11 protein-coding genes are annotated in these 17,716 nt (G+C 41.5%); 4 read left to right on the forward strand and 7 right to left on the reverse strand.

The genetic code is table 11. The annotated features are described in order from the left end of the window. Nucleotides 1-282 precede the first annotated feature (282 nt). The gene (locus tag HH219_RS02385; protein ID WP_169326522.1) at nt 283-804 is read right to left on the reverse strand and encodes a DUF1566 domain-containing protein; all 522 of its coding nucleotides are present in this window, start codon (nt 802-804) and stop codon (nt 283-285) included. 176 nt (nt 805-980) lie between these two features. Next, nucleotides 981-4,202: a DUF1566 domain-containing protein gene (locus HH219_RS02390; RefSeq protein ID WP_169326523.1), complete on the reverse strand. Its 3,222-nt coding sequence runs from the start codon at nt 4,200-4,202 to the stop codon at nt 981-983. Nucleotides 4,203-4,682: 480 nt separating this feature from the next. On the opposite strand from HH219_RS02390, the gene purU reads away from it, so the two are divergent. After that, on the forward strand, nt 4,683-5,513 hold the full coding sequence (gene purU / locus HH219_RS02395) for a formyltetrahydrofolate deformylase (RefSeq protein ID WP_169326524.1): 831 nt from the start codon (nt 4,683-4,685) through the stop codon (nt 5,511-5,513). Nucleotides 5,514-5,594: 81 nt separating this feature from the next. Here the strand turns inward: purU and HH219_RS02400 are convergent, their stop codons facing one another. Both HH219_RS02400 and acs read right to left on the reverse strand, forming a co-directional pair. Beyond that, nucleotides 5,595-6,248, reverse strand: a complete 654-nt coding sequence (locus tag HH219_RS02400; protein ID WP_054204275.1) for a response regulator transcription factor — start codon at nt 6,246-6,248, stop codon at nt 5,595-5,597. A 97-nt stretch (nt 6,249-6,345) separates the two neighbouring features. Beyond that, nucleotides 6,346-8,286, reverse strand: a complete 1,941-nt coding sequence (gene acs / locus HH219_RS02405; RefSeq protein ID WP_054204276.1) for an acetate--CoA ligase — start codon at nt 8,284-8,286, stop codon at nt 6,346-6,348. Between the two features lie 298 nt (nt 8,287-8,584). Here acs and HH219_RS02410 point away from each other — a divergent pair, with 298 nt between their 5' ends. Together HH219_RS02410 and HH219_RS02415 are read left to right on the forward strand one after the other, a co-directional pair. Continuing rightward, a complete protein-coding gene (locus HH219_RS02410) occupies nt 8,585-9,751 on the forward strand; it encodes a DcaP family trimeric outer membrane transporter (RefSeq protein WP_054204277.1) in 1,167 nt (388 codons plus the stop codon). Nucleotides 9,752-9,907: 156 nt separating this feature from the next. Next, nucleotides 9,908-12,040 (forward strand): TonB-dependent siderophore receptor, encoded by a 2,133-nt coding sequence (locus tag HH219_RS02415; protein WP_169326525.1) that lies wholly within the window; start codon nt 9,908-9,910, stop codon nt 12,038-12,040. Between the two features lie 395 nt (nt 12,041-12,435). On the opposite strand, the gene recA is transcribed toward HH219_RS02415, so the two are convergent. Together recA and HH219_RS02425 are read right to left on the reverse strand one after the other, a co-directional pair. Further along, the gene (gene recA / locus HH219_RS02420) at nt 12,436-13,479 is read right to left on the reverse strand and encodes a recombinase RecA (protein ID WP_169326526.1); all 1,044 of its coding nucleotides are present in this window, start codon (nt 13,477-13,479) and stop codon (nt 12,436-12,438) included. Between the two features lie 65 nt (nt 13,480-13,544). Continuing rightward, nucleotides 13,545-14,036 carry a nicotinamide-nucleotide amidohydrolase family protein gene (locus HH219_RS02425; protein WP_169326527.1) on the reverse strand — a complete coding sequence of 164 codons (492 nt, stop codon included), beginning with the start codon at nt 14,034-14,036 and terminating at the stop codon, nt 13,545-13,547. A gap of 21 nt (nt 14,037-14,057) precedes the next feature. On the opposite strand from HH219_RS02425, the gene mutS reads away from it, so the two are divergent. Further along, on the forward strand, nt 14,058-16,628 hold the full coding sequence (gene mutS / locus HH219_RS02430; protein ID WP_169326528.1) for a DNA mismatch repair protein MutS: 2,571 nt from the start codon (nt 14,058-14,060) through the stop codon (nt 16,626-16,628). A gap of 77 nt (nt 16,629-16,705) precedes the next feature. Here mutS and rpoS read toward each other — a convergent pair whose 3' ends face one another. Next, nucleotides 16,706-17,689, reverse strand: coding sequence for an RNA polymerase sigma factor RpoS (gene rpoS / locus HH219_RS02435; RefSeq protein WP_054204282.1), 984 nt, complete (start codon nt 17,687-17,689; stop codon nt 16,706-16,708). Nucleotides 17,690-17,716: the final 27 nt, after the last annotated feature.

Here is a 17,716-nt window from a genome sequence, read left to right on the forward strand (position 1 = left end):
ATATGCCATTATAAATGATAAGGTTAATATTTTTTATGTATGGAAACTCCACTTGATGAATTAATTAATAACTGGCAAAGTGGCTGCTCTCAAAGTGCAGATAAACTTAAAGCACGTCTTTATTATCACCTAAAACATGTATGTCATATACATTTATAAAGCTACAGTAAAGAAATTGATTCAACCTATTTGCTAAAGCATTTATCTCAAACGTAGTTGCGGATTTACCCCACATTAGGGCTTCCCCTAGTATGAAATATAACGCGATATAAATCAAAACTACTATCTGGCTCGCACTAACCGCACATGGAAATCGTTGCCCTTATAGTAGTAGTAAACAAAGCCAATACCGACATTGACGCCCAATGCGTAATTGCTATAGTCGGCATAGGGCGACGACGACCAAAAATGATTAGCTGGCGTATCAGGGAAAATAGCCTCATTTATACTCGGGTTATAACAACGCTGCTCTAAAATAGAGGCCAATTCATTTTTATTTGGTACTCGCCAATCACTGTAACCCGCATACGCAGTACCGTTTTGAGCTAAGGCTTGCTGCCAAGTAAAACCACTTGCATCACCGGTACAGCTTTCATCTTCCCATGTTTGCCCAATGCTGCAGCGCATCCACATTAAGCCTGTAGTATTGTGCGTAACCGTGCCGTTATCATGGAGTGTAAAATCACTACTGGGCGTACTATAGGGAATAGCTGTATTTTCATTAGTACAACTGCCATTGGCTATAGCATTACCTAAGAAACACAGGCTAACCAAGCCAGTGGTAAGTTTAAGTATGGTATTCATTATTTCTCCTTACTCATATTATAAGCTTGCCCTTTAAGCTTTTGGCTATCGTGTGTTGCAATGAGGGTTTTATAGCGCTCCATACATCCAACTCTTTAAAGTTCATCCGCACACTCCGTATCTGTCAGGCGTTAACATAAATAACTCGATGATTCATTAAATCAGTGATCATTTTTTTAGGGTCTGGCTCGCACCAACCGCACATGGAAACCGTCGTCCTTAAAGACGTAGCGAACAATACCATGGCCGAAATCGACGCCCCATGCGCCATAGATTATGTCGGCATAGGGCGACGACGACCAAAACAAACTTGACCGAGTTTGCGGGAAGTACTGCGTGTCAATCGCTGGATTTTTAGTGCCATTGTCCACAATGCCCATTAGCTCTAATCGTGTTGGCATACGCCAATCGCTGGCACCACATAAACTTTGTATGTTCACTCGCTCAACATACGCGAAGGTATTGCAGTAACTAGCTTCGTTATTGACATCATAACCGTAGCAAATATCGCCACCGTAATCTTGGTAGCCAGGGCTTCCGCCATTGCTGTTGCTATTAGGGTTATACCAATTATAACGGTCGTTTTTATCATGCAGGCCGCCGTCATCGGTTTTTACTTCCCATATTAGCCCTGTGTGATTATCGCGCACGCACGACCATGTTGTTGCAGATTCTGGTAAGTCATTGCCATTGACATCCAATTTAGTTAAGTCAAACCCAGCATTACCACCACCGACTTTTTCAAGTGTGCCCGCTTTGGCTTTTGCATCACGGCCGTGCTCGGCGTCTTGCCCCCCGTAACCGGTAACCGGGCAGTCAAGGTTGTTGTTACTGTCATCAGCACACCACGTTATGCCGGTGTCATTCAATGGCATGGTAATATTTATTTGTGTTGTGATGGCTAATATATTGCTCACATCTGACTCAGTGCCTGTTATGTGGCTTGTCATTATAATGTAGTACGTTGTATTACTTTGTAAGTTAGTAAGTTCATGCGTAGTAGTTGATGTATCAAACTCTACTTTAACCCCACCGAGGTCGTTGTAGTTATCCGGGGTTATAGCTTCACTTGTTGCATAATAAAGGGTATACCCTGCAATATTGTCTAAGCCATCCCAGCTGACAGTAATACTCTGTACTGAAGCTTGTGCAGTAATTATGGGAGCTTTAGGTATAATTTTAAACTCAGCAGTTACTGAACATTGCGAAGTAATTAATCCTGTAGTAAAAACACTTTCAACCAATCCCCCTTCACAGCCATATACGCGGTCTATCATATAGCCTTCGTCAGTTGTTACACTAACTTGCGCGCTACTGCCATAATTAACACTTTGTGTTGTAGGAGTAACTGCACCACCTTCACCAGCACTGGCGCTTACTGTGTAGCTATTAATACTAAAACTAGCTTGCACTTGGCAATTTGCCGTCACAGCACCTGTGGTGTAAGTGTTTCCATTTAAACTGCCGCTACACCCTGTTACCGCGTCAATGCTGTAACCTTCTTTTGATGTAATTGTAATTTGCGCACTGCTACCATGATTTACGCTTTGTGTGGCAGGGCTAACTGCTCCACCTTCACCTGCACTGGCGCTTACTGTGTAGCTATTAATGCTAAAACTGGCTTGTACTTGGCAATTTGCCGTTACTGCACTTGTGGTGTAAGTGTTGCCACTTAAGCTACCGCTACAGCCTGTAACCCCGTCAATGCTGTAACCTTCGTTTGGTGTTATTGTAATTTGCGCACTACTGCCATGGTTAACGTTTTGCGTGGCAGGGTTAACTGCTCCACCCTCACCTGCACTGGCGCTTACTGTGTAGCTATTAATGCTAAAACTGGCTTGTACTTGGCAATTTGCGGTTACTGCACTTGTGGTGTAAGTGTTGCCACTTAAGCTGCCACTACAGCCAGTAACATTGGCAATGCTGTAGCCTTCATTTGGTGTCACTATAAGGCTTGCTTGCTGCCCAATATTAAGCTCTTGGCTCATGGGTGAAATACTGCCACCAGCACCAGCTTGTGCAGTCACTATAACTGTTTGAGGGTCAAATGTTGCGCGCACCTCACATGCAGCAGTAATAATACCTGTAGTATATATATTACCTGCTAGTGATCCATCACAGCCTTGGACTGACTCGATATTATGATCATCATCCGCTGCAACGGTAAATGTTAGAGTATCTCCATAAGAAGCCAGCTGTTCAAGTGGCGATATTTGCCCGCCCTCGCCCGCTTGAGCTGTAACTAAAAATGACGTAAGTGAGTACTCTGCTGATATTTCACAGTTTTGTGTAATTGCTGCCGTTTGATAATTGGTTCCATTTAATATGCCATTACACCCTGTTACACTTTCAAGGGTATAACCTGCATCAGTTGAAATAGTAAATAATGCTGTATCACCATGAGCCACTGCTAGACTCTCTGGCGTTATATCTCCTCCGGCTGACTGGTTTATAGTGACTGTGTGCATTTTTACTACAGCTGGGCCGCCAGGATCTTTAATAACACCATTTATTACGCCATCACTATCGCCGGCCCCACCATCGGTTAAAGTTAATGTAAGTGTTAATCTGTCCTCACTTACTGCTACGTTTTCTTGGTCTAATGCTTGCCATTGCTGCTCTATTAATTTTTGATAAGTAAATTGTGTAGGTAAGGGGTTTTCATAGGTTATTTGCAGCTCGATGGTTTGCCCTGCTTCGGTTGCAATATCAACGGCAAGTAAATCACGTTCAAACTCAAGTGAGCTATTCAAGGCTGGTAATTTAGGGTTAGATGGTTCAATAACCCCTTTACTTGACGATAGAATACTCCCTTTACCATCTAACACGGTTACATTGACTTGTGCTTCATCTTCACCACTAAATACTTGGCTTGTTGGTAACGTTGTTGCTGTTATTTGACAGTCAACTGTGAGTGCATCAACCTTGTACAAGTCATCATTCAATACACCATTACAACCTGTTATTTCATTTAATAAATAACCTGAACTTAATTCATAACTAATTACTGCTGAGTCACCATAAACATAGTCATTTTTATCAGTATTGAGTGTTATGTAGGCATCACTTTCAAGCGCGACATTAATTGTTTTTGCTTCAAATTTCGCGGTTACTTGGCATGATTGTGTGGCACTTTCTATAGTGTATTTGTTATCACTGTATGTACCGTTACACCCTTCAACGCTGGCAACTTGGTAACCTTGTTCAGGCTGTAGTTCAAATATGCCACTCTCCCCCTGTTTTAAAACAAGGCTTGTAGGTTGTAGCTGCCCTTCACCTTCAACATTGGTAGTTATAGTGTAACTTTGTATGGTTGTTTGATTTGTTGTTTTATTGTCATCACTACCACCACAGGCGGCAAGCAAAGCACACAATACAAATAACGCACTATTTTTCATGTCAGTTCCTTGAGACTCAATGGGTAATTACATTAATTTACGCTAACGCGGATATATTAGTGTGGTGATTAAAACTCCGTGTTTAATAATTCAATTATAAAAGCAAATTAACAACATAGCATTAACTTATTAGAAGCAAAATTTATACAGACGTATTTTATTTAAAATTTTCTCACAATTTTAAAATGTTTTTCTGGTAGCTGCGGGTTTACCCCGCGTCGAAAAATAGACGCGATTTAAAACAAACACGGTGTGAAATTACGCGATATAAAGTCGCTACGGGATTCATTTACGCATCGTGTTCTCTTAAGGGTTTACCTCGTGTCGGATATCGCATAAATATGCGCGATGTTAAACCAACGCGACGTAAAGTCGCTGCTACGACCCATAAGTAATAATCAATTACTTGATAAAGCCCTTGCAATAGTGACAAATTAACAAATAATGGAGCCACTGTTCACGGGATCAGAATGAGGAAAAATGAACACGATACTAACTACGCAATGCGCGGATGATGTAGGCTTAATAGCTAAAATCACCGGACTTTGCCACCAACATAATTTAAATATTACTCGTAATAATGAATTTGTAGATAAAGACGCCCAGCGCTTTTTTATGCGTACCGAATTAACTGGCGTACCAGCGCCTGACTTTTTAAATCAATTACAGGCTTTGCTACCCGATGGCGCGCAATTAGCACTGCATACTGACGAAAAAACCAAAGTCGTGTTGCTTGCCACTAAAGAAGCGCATTGCTTGGGCGGCGTATTACTAAAGCAATTTGAGCAAGCGCTGAATATTGAAGTGCTTGCCGTCATCGCTAATTACCCTGACTTAGCGCCATTGGCGAAGGGCTTTGATGTGCCGTTTCATGTGGTCAGCCATGAAGGGCTATCGCGCGCTGAACACGACCTGCAAGTGGGTGACTTAATTGCTAGTTACAAACCAGACATTATTGGCCTTGCCAAATATATGCGAATCTTAAGCCCTGAGTTTGTTGGTCGTTTTGACGGTAAAATCATTAATATTCACCATTCATTTTTGCCTGCGTTTATTGGTGCAAAACCGTATCATCAAGCATTTGAACGTGGCGTTAAAATTATTGGAGCTACCGCGCATTTTGTTAATAATGAGCTTGATGAAGGGCCAATCATCATGCAAGACGTGACTCATGTAAATCATGCGAATACCGCTGAAATGATGGCTAAAATGGGTAAAGATGTTGAGAAAACGGTATTTTGTAAAGCACTGCAATTGGCGTCTGAGCACAAGCTGTTTATTAATGGTAATCGTACTGTGGTGTTTAGTTAAGCTCTTAGTTTGTGGAAATAGCATGCCAATGAAAATGAAGAGGCTGTTCGCCTCTTTATTTTTGTTATTATTAATGTGTACTTATTGTGCAGGTTCAATCGGTTCTAGTTGTAATTTTGCTGCAATCAATACCGCTTGAGTACGGTTATAAACCCCGAGTTTACGGAATATAGCAGTAATGTGGGCTTTTACTGTCGCTTCTGAAATATGAAGTTCGTAGGCAATTTGCTTATTCAGTAAACCTTCGTGTAGATATTGTAATACTTTGTACTGCTGGGGCGTTAACGACGCAACTTGCGCTGCGATCTCTTTATCTTCGCCTTCAACGGTTGCAACTTTGTCTTTTAGTTCGAGCGGTAACCACACGTCACCATCCAAAATTTGGTTAATTGCACTGGCAATATCATCCGATGATGATGATTTAGGAATAAACCCCATTGCGCCATAACTCATGACTTTTGAAACAATATGTATATCTTCACTGCCTGATACAACTGCAATTGGTAAGCTTGGGTAGTCTTCACGAATGCGAATTAAGCCGTATAAATCGCCGCTTCCTGGCATATGTAGGTCAAGTAGTAAGATGTCTAAATCTTCTTGTTCGCTAAGTACCTGCAAAGTGCTATCAAAACTATCTGATTCAAAAACGTCTAAATCATCAAACTTTGAACTTAATGCTCCTTTTAGTGCTTCACGAAATAACGGGTGGTCATCCGCTATTAAAAACTGACTCATGGTTCACTCCTAATAAATTCGGCTGCTATCTATCAAGTAGACAACAGCCGATATACTACGTTTAGAATCAACTTCTAATCAAGTTTTTAACGCAAATTTAACGATTTAATCGGTTCTCGATTAATTCATCAACAACGCCCGGATCTGCAAGTGTTGAGGTATCACCAAGTTGTTGATGCTCATTTGCAGCGATTTTACGTAAAATACGACGCATAATCTTACCTGAACGCGTTTTAGGTAGACCAGGTGACCATTGAATCATATCTGGCGATGCAATTGGGCTTAGCTCTTTACGCACCCAGTTACGCACCTCTTTGGTCAGTTCATCGCTAACAGTAACGCCTTCGTTTGGCGTAAGATATACATAAATACCTTGGCCTTTAATATCATGCGGGTAACCAACAACAGCAGCCTCTGCGACTGCGGCATGGGCAACTAACGCGCTTTCTATCTCTGCTGTACCTAGGCGATGTCCTGATACATTTAGCACGTCATCAACGCGACCTGTGATCCAGTAGTAACCGTCTTCATCACGACGACAACCGTCACCGGTAAAGTACACACCCGGATACGCTGAGAAATACGTTTGTTCAAAGCGCTCATGGTCGCCATAAACTGTACGAGCCTGTGATGGCCAGCTATCAAGAATAACTAAATTACCATCAGTAGCGCCCTCAAGTGTATTACCTTCGGCATCAAATAATGCTGGGGCGATACCAAAGAATGGACGCGTTGCAGAACCCGGTTTCATGTCAATCGCACCTGGTAATGGTGTGATCATGATGCCGCCGGTTTCAGTTTGCCACCAAGTGTCAACAATCGGACAATTACTCTTACCAATACTTTCGTAATACCATGTCCATGCTTCTGGGTTAATTGGCTCACCAACAGAACCAAGAATACGTAAAGTATCGCGATTTGATGTGGCTGTAGGTTCATCGCCTTTAGCCATCAATGCACGAATTGCCGTAGGTGCAGTATATAAAATTGTTACACCATGCTTATCAACGACTTCACCCATACGGCCAGCTGTTGGGTATGTAGGCACACCTTCAAACAATACTTGCGTACAACCGTTTACTAATGGCCCGTAAGCAATATAGCTATGGCCGGTGATCCAGCCTACATCAGCGCTACACCAAAAAACATCATCTTCTTTTAAATCAAATACGTATTCGTGAGTCATCGATGAATAAACTAAGTAACCACCGGTGGTATGAACCACGCCTTTTGGTTGCCCTGTAGAGCCCGACGTGTAAAGAATAAAGAGCGGGTCTTCTGCGTTCATAGGCTCTGGCGCGCACACTGCTGGTACATCAGCAACTAAGTCATGCCACCAAACATCATGTTCGTTCCACTGCACTTCCCCACCAGTAAGCTGATGCACGACGACGTGCTCGATTGTCGTCACTGATGGTTGTGAAACGGCTTCATCTACGTTTGCTTTAAGCGGTACGGTGTTACCTGCTCGGCGGCCTTCATCAGATGTAATAACTATTTTAGCGCCAGAATCTTTAATGCGATCAGCGATGGCTGAAGGTGAAAAGCCACCAAATACCACTGAATGAATTGCACCTAAGCGCGCACATGCTTGCATTGCGTAAACCGCTTGCGGTGACATTGGCATATATATAGCGATTCGATCGCCTTTTTGTACACCTAATTTTTTTAAGCCATTGGCAAACTTAGCAACTTCATCATGCAGTTGCTGATAAGAAATATGTTCACTTTGTGAAGGGTCATCACCTTCCCAAATGAGTGCTGTTTTATCTGCTTTAGTCGCCAAATGGCGATCTATACAGTTATATGACGCATTTAGTTCGCCATCTTCATACCATTTAATACTGATATGGCCTTTATCAAAAGAAGTATTTTTTACTTTAGTGAAAGGTGTAGACCAATCAAGGCGTTTGCCGTGTTCACCCCAGAAGCTTTCTGGGTCATCAATAGATTGCTTGTAAAGTGTATTATATTTATCGTTATCAACTAATGCTGCATTCTTGATATGTGCAGGAACTGGATAGATACTTTGTGACATAGTCGTCTCCATTTTTAATTACTTGCCATCGGCCTACCCCAAGGATCACCCAGCATCGTAGGTGAAAGTATTAGACCTTAGTTGTAGAGCCTTTTAATTGTTTATATGTACCTAAAAAGATACTAAGCTATCGCACTTTTTACACCATTAATACAGTGTGTTAATAATTTGTACTTTTTATGCTCTGTAATAATGCCACCTTAGTCTAATAGACCAATAGGTAATTGAGTAAAAAGCGTACTTAATCAAAAGTGGTATTACAAAAATGCAACAAGCAGCCTCGAATAGGACATTGACTATGACAACAAAAACAACAGCATTAAAAACCCTCACCGCGACAGCCGTTCTATGCGCACTATCAGCAAGCGCGCATGCTGCAACCATTGGTAATACTGATGTAACTTACGGTGGTTATGTAAAGCTAGATGCTATGTGGAGTGACTACTCATCAGGTGTACAAGCTGGCGGAAGTATTGGTCGTGACTTTTACGTACCAGGCACGACACCTGTGGGTGCTGATGTAGATAGTGATCCAGTATTTGATATGCATGCTCGCCAATCACGCTTTTTCTTTGGTACTGCAACAACGCTAGATGACGGTAAAGAAATAAAAACTAAAATTGAAATCGATTTTATTGCATCAGCTGCCGGCGGAAATGAGCGCGTGAGTAACTCATACGCCCCGCGTGTTCGCCAAGCATTTATTACTTATGATGGTTGGTTATTTGGCCAAACATGGTCAAACTTCCAGAACGTAGGGGCATTACCTGAAACACTCGATTTTGTAGGCCCAGCAGAGGGCACTGTATTTGTTCGTCAAGCTCAAGTTAAATACACAACGGGTAGCTGGTCTTTCTCTATAGAAAACCCTGAAACCACAGTCACAATGCAAGGTGGTTCAAGAGCGTCAATTGATGATGCATCTTTACCTGATTTTACAGCTCGCTATGCGCACAAGGCAAAATGGGGTGAGATTGTGGTTGCGGGGCTTGCACGTCAACTTAGCTACAAACAAAACGGCATTGACGCAGACGAAACATCATTTGGTGTAAGCGCCTCTGGTAAAGTTAATTTTGGTAAAAACAACCTTAAATTTATGCTTACCCAAGGCCAAGGTTTAGGGCGCTATATTGGTTTAAATGTTGCTAATAGTGCGGTACTTAATGGCGATGATCTCGATGCGATTGATTCAACATCTGGTTTTATTGCTTATCAACAGCAATGGAATAACCAATGGCGTTCAACATTCTTATACTCATTCTTCTCAGCCGATAATAACTCAGATTTACTAGCGATAACTGGCGACCCAACAAAAACAAGTCAAAGCTATAGCGCTAATATTCTTTATTCTCCAGTTAAAAAGCTAACATTTGGTGCTGAGTTAAAAGTTGCCGAACGCGAACTAGAAAGCGGCTCTGATGGTGATATGGAACGCTTACAATTTTCTGTTAAATATGCATTTTAATATTATTTATTTCCTGTTACTTCCTTTTAAGCGGCTTTAGCCGCTTTTTTATTGCCAACCATACCACTCTAACTATCCACTTAAACAGAACAAGTATTGCAAATCACTATCATTTAGATTAAATTACTCGCTTCTTTGAACTATTTGGAACTTTACATGTCTGCCCCGCAATTTTTACGTTTATCTAAGTTAGCCGTACTAACCTCTTTAGCCCTCAGCAGTTACAGCCAAGCAGCTGAAAATAAAGGTAATGATGATGAGAATATTGAAAAAATCGCGGTGTATGGACAACACCACAAAAACTATATTACGGAAGATGCACAATCAGCGACCAAACTTGGCTTAACAATAAAAGAAACGCCGCAGTCTATTTCAGTGATCTCGCGCGCACTCATGGATGACTTCTCGCTTGATAATTTAAACGCAGTGTTAGAGAGCACACCAGGCGTAACCGTTGAACAAATAGAGACAGATCGTACGTATTTTAAAGCTCGTGGTTTTGAAATTACAAATTTTCAAATAAATGGTATGGGTTTGCCTCAAGATTTAGGTTCCATTCAAGGTACACTTGATACATCAATTTTTGAAAGTATTGAGGTTGTTCGCGGTGCCAACGGTTTAATGACCGGTGCTGGTAATCCATCAGCAACTGTTAATATGGTGCTTAAAAAGCCGACTTATCAAACTAAAGTTAGCGCTTCAGCTTCTTATGGTTCGTGGAATAACAAACGTTTTGAGCTTGATGCTTCAACAGCCTTAGCGGATGACCATGCAGTACGCGTCGCATTCACTAAGCAAAAAACAGATTCATACCTAGATCGCTATGAACAAGATAAAACTATTTATTACCTAGCCTACGAAGGGCAGCTAACCGATAGTACTCTTTTATCTGTTAACTACGTTAATCAAAAAAAGGATGCTGATAGTCCTCTATGGGGTGCGCTGCCACTTTATTACACTGACGGTACAGCAACAAATTATGACTCATCAACCAGCACTGCCGCTGATTGGTCATACTGGAACAATACCGCTGAACAAATATTTGTATCTATTGAGCAAAGTATTGCTGCTAGTTGGTTTATAAAAGCGAATTATGCCCATATAGAAAATGAGCAAGAGTCGGCTTTATTTTACGTATACGGCACACCAAATAAAGAAACTCAAACAGGTCTATCTGGCTTAGCAAGTAATTATAATTATAAAGATGAGCATGATATTTTTGATTTATATGCCACAGGTAAACTTGATTTATTCTCTCGTGAGCATGATTTATCATTTGGCGTAAACCAAGCCGATATGAAAAAAACCGAATCATCGCTATATGATGCAAACCAGCAGCACCCTAATCCAGCACCTAGCATTGATCACTTAAATACTTGGGACGGATCAGCGCCAGTACCCACTTTAAATGCAGGCTTACGTGGTGGGGATGTAAAAAACAGACAACGCTCGGCTTATATATCAGCACGACTTAGTCTCACCGATTCATTTAACTTCTTAACAGGTATAAGCCAAGTTAACTGGCAAACTGATGGTATTTCTTATGGCGTAAATAAAGCGAAAGATAGTGAGCAAACAGTGCCTTACTTCGGTGCTGTTTATGACTTCAACGAGAGTATTTCTAGTTATGCTAGCTACACCGAAACTTTTGTGCCACAAACACAACGCGACATTAACGGTGACTACTTAGATCCAATTACTGGTAAAAGCAGTGAAGTTGGCCTAAAAGCTCAATTACTTGAAGATAATCTATTTATTACTTTGGCATACTTTGATGCCAAACAAGTAGGACTTGCTGTAGCTATTCCTAATTCATCGCCAGATGATACGCGCTTTTATGGCGCTGACGGCATTAATAGTGATGGGTTTGAAGTAGAGCTCAGCGGTAAATTGACTGACGATCTAAGTGCAAGCTTTAGCTACAGTGGCGTAAATATTGAAGGTGATGACTTAGTTAAAGATTACACCCCTGAGAATCAATTTAAGCTTGCTATTACTCATCAAGTACCAACGATTGAAGGTCTAACCTTTGGTTTAAATTACCGCTGGCAAGATGATACTAAGCGCGTACAAGTGCGTGATGCCAACAATAATGCACTCGTTACAACAAAGCAAGACGCTTATGGGCTACTAGATTTAATGGCCACTTACGAAATTACTGATAACGTAGGGGTCACTTTAAACATTAATAATGTTACCTCTGAAAAATACATTAACAGCCTATACTGGGCGCAAGGCTATTACGGTGCACCACGTAGTTACGCCATCTCTGTAAACTGGCAACTATAATCACTAACACGCTTTTTATTTATTAAAGAGCACTAGGGCGTGTTGACCTTTGTGGTTGATTTTGCAGCAGTATGTTTGGTATTTAGGCAAGGCAGAGCCTGTGTAGTTTGCTCCCCATAAATAGGCGATAACGCAGTATAAATGCCAAACATGCGCTGCCCAAAGGGTTCTTCCTAGGGGCGATTGACTCTTTGTTGCTCGGTTTTTACTTAGCCCGCTAGGTTACAAACCTCGCGCCGCGATTAAATCGCCCCTAGATTGAACAAATTTCAATCCACAAAGGTCAACACGCCCTAGCTCATTACTCAAAAAGTAAAAATAAAAAACCGCTAAATAATTATATTTAGCGGTTTTTTAAAATTAAGCGCGGGTCAAGTCGAGCTTATTGAGTCTGTTTAAAGCTCTGCATCATCAGCTAAAAGAGCCTCTTCATCGTCAGGCTTAATGGTTGCTTTTAATAGCAATAAATCACGCAACTTACCTTCAATCTCATCTGAAATCTCAGGATTCTCTTTCAAAAACTTAATTGAGTTAGATTTACCTTGGCCAACTTTACTGCCATTGTAGCTGTACCATGCACCGGCTTTTTCAACCAATTTATGTTTAACGCCTAAATCAATAAGCTCGCCGTGTTTAGAGATACCTTGGCCGTACATAATAATAAACTCAGCCTGTTTAAATGGCGGTGCAACTTTATTTTTCACCACTTTAACACGGGTTTCGTTACCAACGACTTCATCGCCCTCTTTAACAGAACCAATACGACGAATATCTAAACGAACAGATGCGTAAAACTTAAGTGCATTACCACCTGTTGTTGTTTCAGGGTTGCCAAACATAACACCAATTTTCATACGAATTTGGTTTATGAAGATACATAACGTGTTTGAGCGTTTGATATTACCCGTTAGCTTACGTAATGCTTGTGACATTAAACGTGCTTGAAGACCCATGTGTGAGTCACCCATGTCACCTTCAATCTCAGCTTTTGGTGTTAGTGCAGCAACAGAATCGACAACGACTACATCGACAGCACTTGAGCGTACAAGCATGTCGCAAATTTCAAGTGCTTGCTCACCGGTATCTGGTTGTGAAACTAATAACTCATCAATATTAACGCCTAGTTTCTGTGCGTAAATTGGATCAAGAGCATGCTCAGCATCAACAAAGGCACATGTTTTACCTTCTTTTTGAGCTTCTGCGATAACTTGTAGTGTCAGCGTTGTTTTACCTGATGACTCAGGACCGTATATTTCAACAATACGCCCCATAGGTAAACCACCTATGCCTAACGCGATATCAATGCCTAGTGAGCCTGTTGATATTGCTTCAATGTCTAATGCCTTGTTATCACCCAATTTCATAATTGAGCCTTTACCAAATTGACGCTCAATTTGAGATAAAGCAGCGTCCAATGCTTTTTGTTTGTTATCGTTCATTTTACTCTCCAAATCCGGCTAATGCAGACAAGTATACTGTATGAAATCACAGTATCAAGCTTATTTTATAAATTTATCTTTTCAATAACACTTTTCAATGCATAAACAATAGCTTGCGACCTAACTTCGGCTCTGCCGCCCGCAAATATTTGTTGGCTAGAATACACTTTATTGCCAATTTTAATACAAAACCATACTAAACCGACCGGTTTGTCATTAGTGCCGCCACCTGGGCCTGCGATTCCTGATATAGCGACTGATATATCTGCATGTGCAGCTTTACTTGCACCTTCTGCCATTTGCAAAACAGTCTGCTCACTCACTGCGCCATAACGTGTTAATGTTTGTGTATTAACCCCCAGTAAATCTTGCTTTGCTTTATTGCTGTAAGTTACGAATGCACGGTCAATATACGCAGAGCTTCCGGGGGTATCTGTAAGCGCATAACTCACTCCGCCACCAGTACATGATTCAGCGGTAGTGATCCATAAGCATTTATCCGTTAAAATAGCACCTAATTGCGCAGCAAGTGTTTTAATCTCTTGATGTAATTCCATATTCAGCCTTTGGGTAAATACATGTCGTTTGATCTTTATGCACCACACACTATAAGTCAACAAACTCCGATGATGCAGCAGTATCTAAAAATAAAATCTGAGCATCGCGATATTCTAATGTTTTATCGGATGGGTGATTTTTATGAGCTGTTCTTTGATGACGCCAAACGTGCGGCTCAACTGCTTGATATTTCGCAAACTCATCGCGGTAAAGCTGGCGGTGATCCTATACCTATGGCCGGTGTACCTTACCACGCTGTTGAGAACTACCTTGCGCGATTAGTGCAGATGGGCGAATCGGTCGCTATTTGTGAACAAGTAGGCGATCCAGCCACTAGCAAAGGGCCTGTAGAACGAAAAGTTGTGCGAATAGTTACACCCGGCACTATTTCGGACGAAGCGCTATTACAAGAACGCCAAGATAATTTGCTCGCCAGTGTTTGGCAAAGCAAAAAAGGTGTATACGGTGTTGCTTATTTAGATATTAACTCTGGTGTGTTTAACATTGTTGAAGTAAATACCGACGAAGCATTTAGTTCAACCTTGCAACGTTTGGCGCCTGCAGAACTACTTTATAGTGAAGACTTTGCTAACTTTCATTTAATTGAGCATGTTAAAGGTGTGCGTCGTCGTCCTGAATGGGAATTCGATTTAGATACTGCACAACACTTATTATGCGATCAGTTCGGCACTAAGGATTTAGTTGGCTTTGGAGTTGATAAAGCCAAAGCGGCATTAGTGGCTGCCGGCTGCTTAATGCAATATGTAAAAGATACTCAGCGTATTACTTTACCGCATATTCGCGCCATTACTCTTGAGCATAATGAACACGCTGTTATTTTAGATGCTGCCACACGCAAAAACTTAGAGCTAACTGTTAACCTATCCGGTGGCTTTGAAAATACCCTAGCGCAAGTACTCGATAAAACCGCGACAGCCATGGGCTCACGGTTATTAAAACGTCGTATTCATACACCTATTCGTTCTAAGCTTGAACTGAATGCACGTCTTAATGCGATTAGTGCCATTATCGATGCCCAGCTCTACTGTGAGCTGCATGATTCTTTAAAGCAAATAGGTGACATTGAACGTGTTATTGCGCGCCTTGCTTTATGTACTGCCCGCCCACGCGATTTAACGCGCCTACGCAGCGCTCTACAAGCCCTTGTACCACTGCATGAGTTATTAACGGATGCCAGCGACCCGCGCATCACTCAAATCATCATGCAGTCACCTGAGTTACCAGATTTACAACATTTGCTTGAGCAAGCCGTGATTGATAATCCACCGGTACTTATTCGTGATGGTGGCGTTATTGCCCCCGGTTATAATAGTGAGTTAGACGAGTGGCGCGCGTTAAGCCAAGGCGCAACCGATGTACTTGAACAACTGGAACTGCGTGAGCGTGAACGCACAGGGATCAGCACTCTTAAAATAGGCTATAACCGTGTTCATGGTTTCTTTATCGAAGTGAGCCGCGCCAACGCCCACCTAGTACCTGCTGATTATATTCGTCGCCAAACACTTAAAAATAATGAACGTTACATCATTCCAGAGCTTAAAGAGCACGAAGACAAAGTGCTAGGTAGCCAATCAAAAGCGCTCGCACTTGAAAAACAACTTTATGAACAATTATTTGAATTTATAGCTCCCCACATAGAACAGCTGCAAATGATGGCCGCCGCATTAGCTGATTTAGACGTGCTAAATAACCTCGCAGAGCGTGCTGTTACACTTAACTACGCCAAACCCGTACTATGCGACAATGACGATATAAGTATCAAGCAAGGCCGCCACCCTGTCGTAGAGCAAGTTATGAAAGACCCGTTTATAGCCAATCCTGTTGAACTCAATGCACAACGTAAAATGTTGATCATTACAGGGCCAAACATGGGTGGTAAATCAACTTACATGCGCCAAACTGCACTCATTGTTTTAATGGCACACATTGGTAGTTTCGTCCCCGCTGACAGCGCACATATTGGTCATATTGATCGTATTTTCACACGTATTGGTGCCAGCGATGACCTTGCATCAGGACGCTCAACGTTTATGGTCGAAATGACCGAAACGGCGACTATTTTAAATAATGCAACAGCGCAATCATTGGTCTTAATGGACGAGATTGGACGAGGCACAAGTACCTACGATGGCTTATCTTTAGCGTATGCAACGGCTGATCATTTAGCATCAAAAATATCAGCCAAAACCTTATTTGCAACGCATTACTTTGAGTTAACCGAATTAGCTGAGCAACAAGCTGGGCTCGTAAATGTTCACTTAGATGCGATTGAGCACAATGATACTATCGCGTTTATGCATACCGTGCTTGATGGCGCTGCCAGCAAAAGCTTTGGCTTACAAGTTGCTGCATTAGCTGGCGTACCGAAAGCTGTGATTAAGCAAGCTAAACAAAAGCTAAAGATGCTTGAGAATCATCAACCCGTTACCGCTGATCTTAATGTTCAGCAGGCATCGTTATTTGAAAGCGAGCCGAGTGAGGTAGAAACTCAGCTGGCTGAAATCGATTTAGATAACCTAAGCCCACGCCAAGCCCAAGACTTACTTTATAAGTTAAAAGCACTGCTTTAATATTCTGAAAGCAAAAAAAGCTGAAGAGTGACACCCTTCAGCTTTTTTAATTATATTTACGTATGTAATAAAGCAGATTAATTGAATTGGTCAAATAAACTATCTGTACTTAAACCTTCATGCTGTAAAATATCTTTTAAACGGCGCAGCGCTTCAACTTGAATTTGTCTTACACGCTCACGAGTTAAACCAATCTCACGACCTACATCTTCAAGGGTTGATGGTTCATAACCTAACAGGCCAAAACGACGAGCAAGTACTTCGCGTTGCTTAGGGTTTAACTCACCAAGCCAATCTACAATATGCTTATTAATATCGTTATTCTGTACTTCGCCTTCTGGACCAAAGCCTTTCTCATCAGCAATAATATCCAGTAAAGCAGTATCGTTCTCACCACCAATCGGGGTGTCTACTGAGGTGATTTTTTCATTTAAACGCAGCATTTTTGTTACGTCTTCAACAGGTCTATCTAAGCACTCAGCGATTTCTTCCGCTGTTGGCTCATGATCTAGCTTTTGCGTTAATTCACGTGCGGTGCGTAAATATACATTAAGTTCTTTAACAACATGGATAGGCAAACGGATGGTACGAGTTTGATTCATAATAGCGCGTTCAATCGTTTGACGGATCCACCACGTTGCGTAAGTTGAAAATCTAAATCCACGTTCAGGATCAAATTTCTCTACCGCGCGGATTAAACCTAAATTACCTTCTTCAATAAGGTCAAGTAACGCAAGACCACGATTATTATAACGGCGGGCAATTTTAACAACTAAACGTAGATTACTTTCGATCATACGTTTACGAGAAGCTTCACAGCCTTTTAACGCTTTACGGGCAAAAAACACTTCTTCTTCAGCACTCAGTAAAGGTGAAAAACCTATCTCGCCTAAATATAGTTGGGTTGCATCTAAGTTTTTAGTTACTTCCTCTTTAGCAAATATTTCATCTTCGCTATCAACTTCTTCCAATAATGCTTTGTTTGGTTCTTCAACCGCTACATCATCGAATTTATCATCAATTACGTCTTTTGATTTTTCTACTTTTGCTGTGTTACCCATGAGCGTACCCTCAAGCAAATAAGTGAT

The sequence above is a fragment of the Pseudoalteromonas sp. NEC-BIFX-2020_015 genome, from assembly GCF_012952265.1.
GTDB classification, from domain to species: Bacteria; Pseudomonadota; Gammaproteobacteria; order Enterobacterales; family Alteromonadaceae; genus Pseudoalteromonas; species Pseudoalteromonas neustonica.

Bases quoted from the DNA above. Each gene is read 5' to 3' on its own strand.
- HH219_RS02385 (WP_169326522.1), bottom strand. From the start codon at position 804: ATGAATACCATACTTAAACTTACCACTGGCTTGGTTAGCCTGTGTTTC.
- HH219_RS02390 (WP_169326523.1), bottom strand. From the start codon at position 4,202: ATGAAAAATAGTGCGTTATTTGTATTGTGTGCTTTGCTTGCCGCCTGT.
- purU (WP_169326524.1), top strand. From the start codon at position 4,683: ATGAACACGATACTAACTACGCAATGCGCGGATGATGTAGGCTTAATA.
- HH219_RS02400 (WP_054204275.1), bottom strand. From the start codon at position 6,248: ATGAGTCAGTTTTTAATAGCGGATGACCACCCGTTATTTCGTGAAGCA.
- acs (WP_054204276.1), bottom strand. From the start codon at position 8,286: ATGTCACAAAGTATCTATCCAGTTCCTGCACATATCAAGAATGCAGCA.
- HH219_RS02410 (WP_054204277.1), top strand. From the start codon at position 8,585: ATGACAACAAAAACAACAGCATTAAAAACCCTCACCGCGACAGCCGTT.
- HH219_RS02415 (WP_169326525.1), top strand. From the start codon at position 9,908: ATGTCTGCCCCGCAATTTTTACGTTTATCTAAGTTAGCCGTACTAACC.
- recA (WP_169326526.1), bottom strand. From the start codon at position 13,479: ATGAACGATAACAAACAAAAAGCATTGGACGCTGCTTTATCTCAAATT.
- HH219_RS02425 (WP_169326527.1), bottom strand. From the start codon at position 14,036: ATGGAATTACATCAAGAGATTAAAACACTTGCTGCGCAATTAGGTGCT.
- mutS (WP_169326528.1), top strand. From the start codon at position 14,058: ATGTCGTTTGATCTTTATGCACCACACACTATAAGTCAACAAACTCCG.
- rpoS (WP_054204282.1), bottom strand. From the start codon at position 17,689: ATGGGTAACACAGCAAAAGTAGAAAAATCAAAAGACGTAATTGATGAT.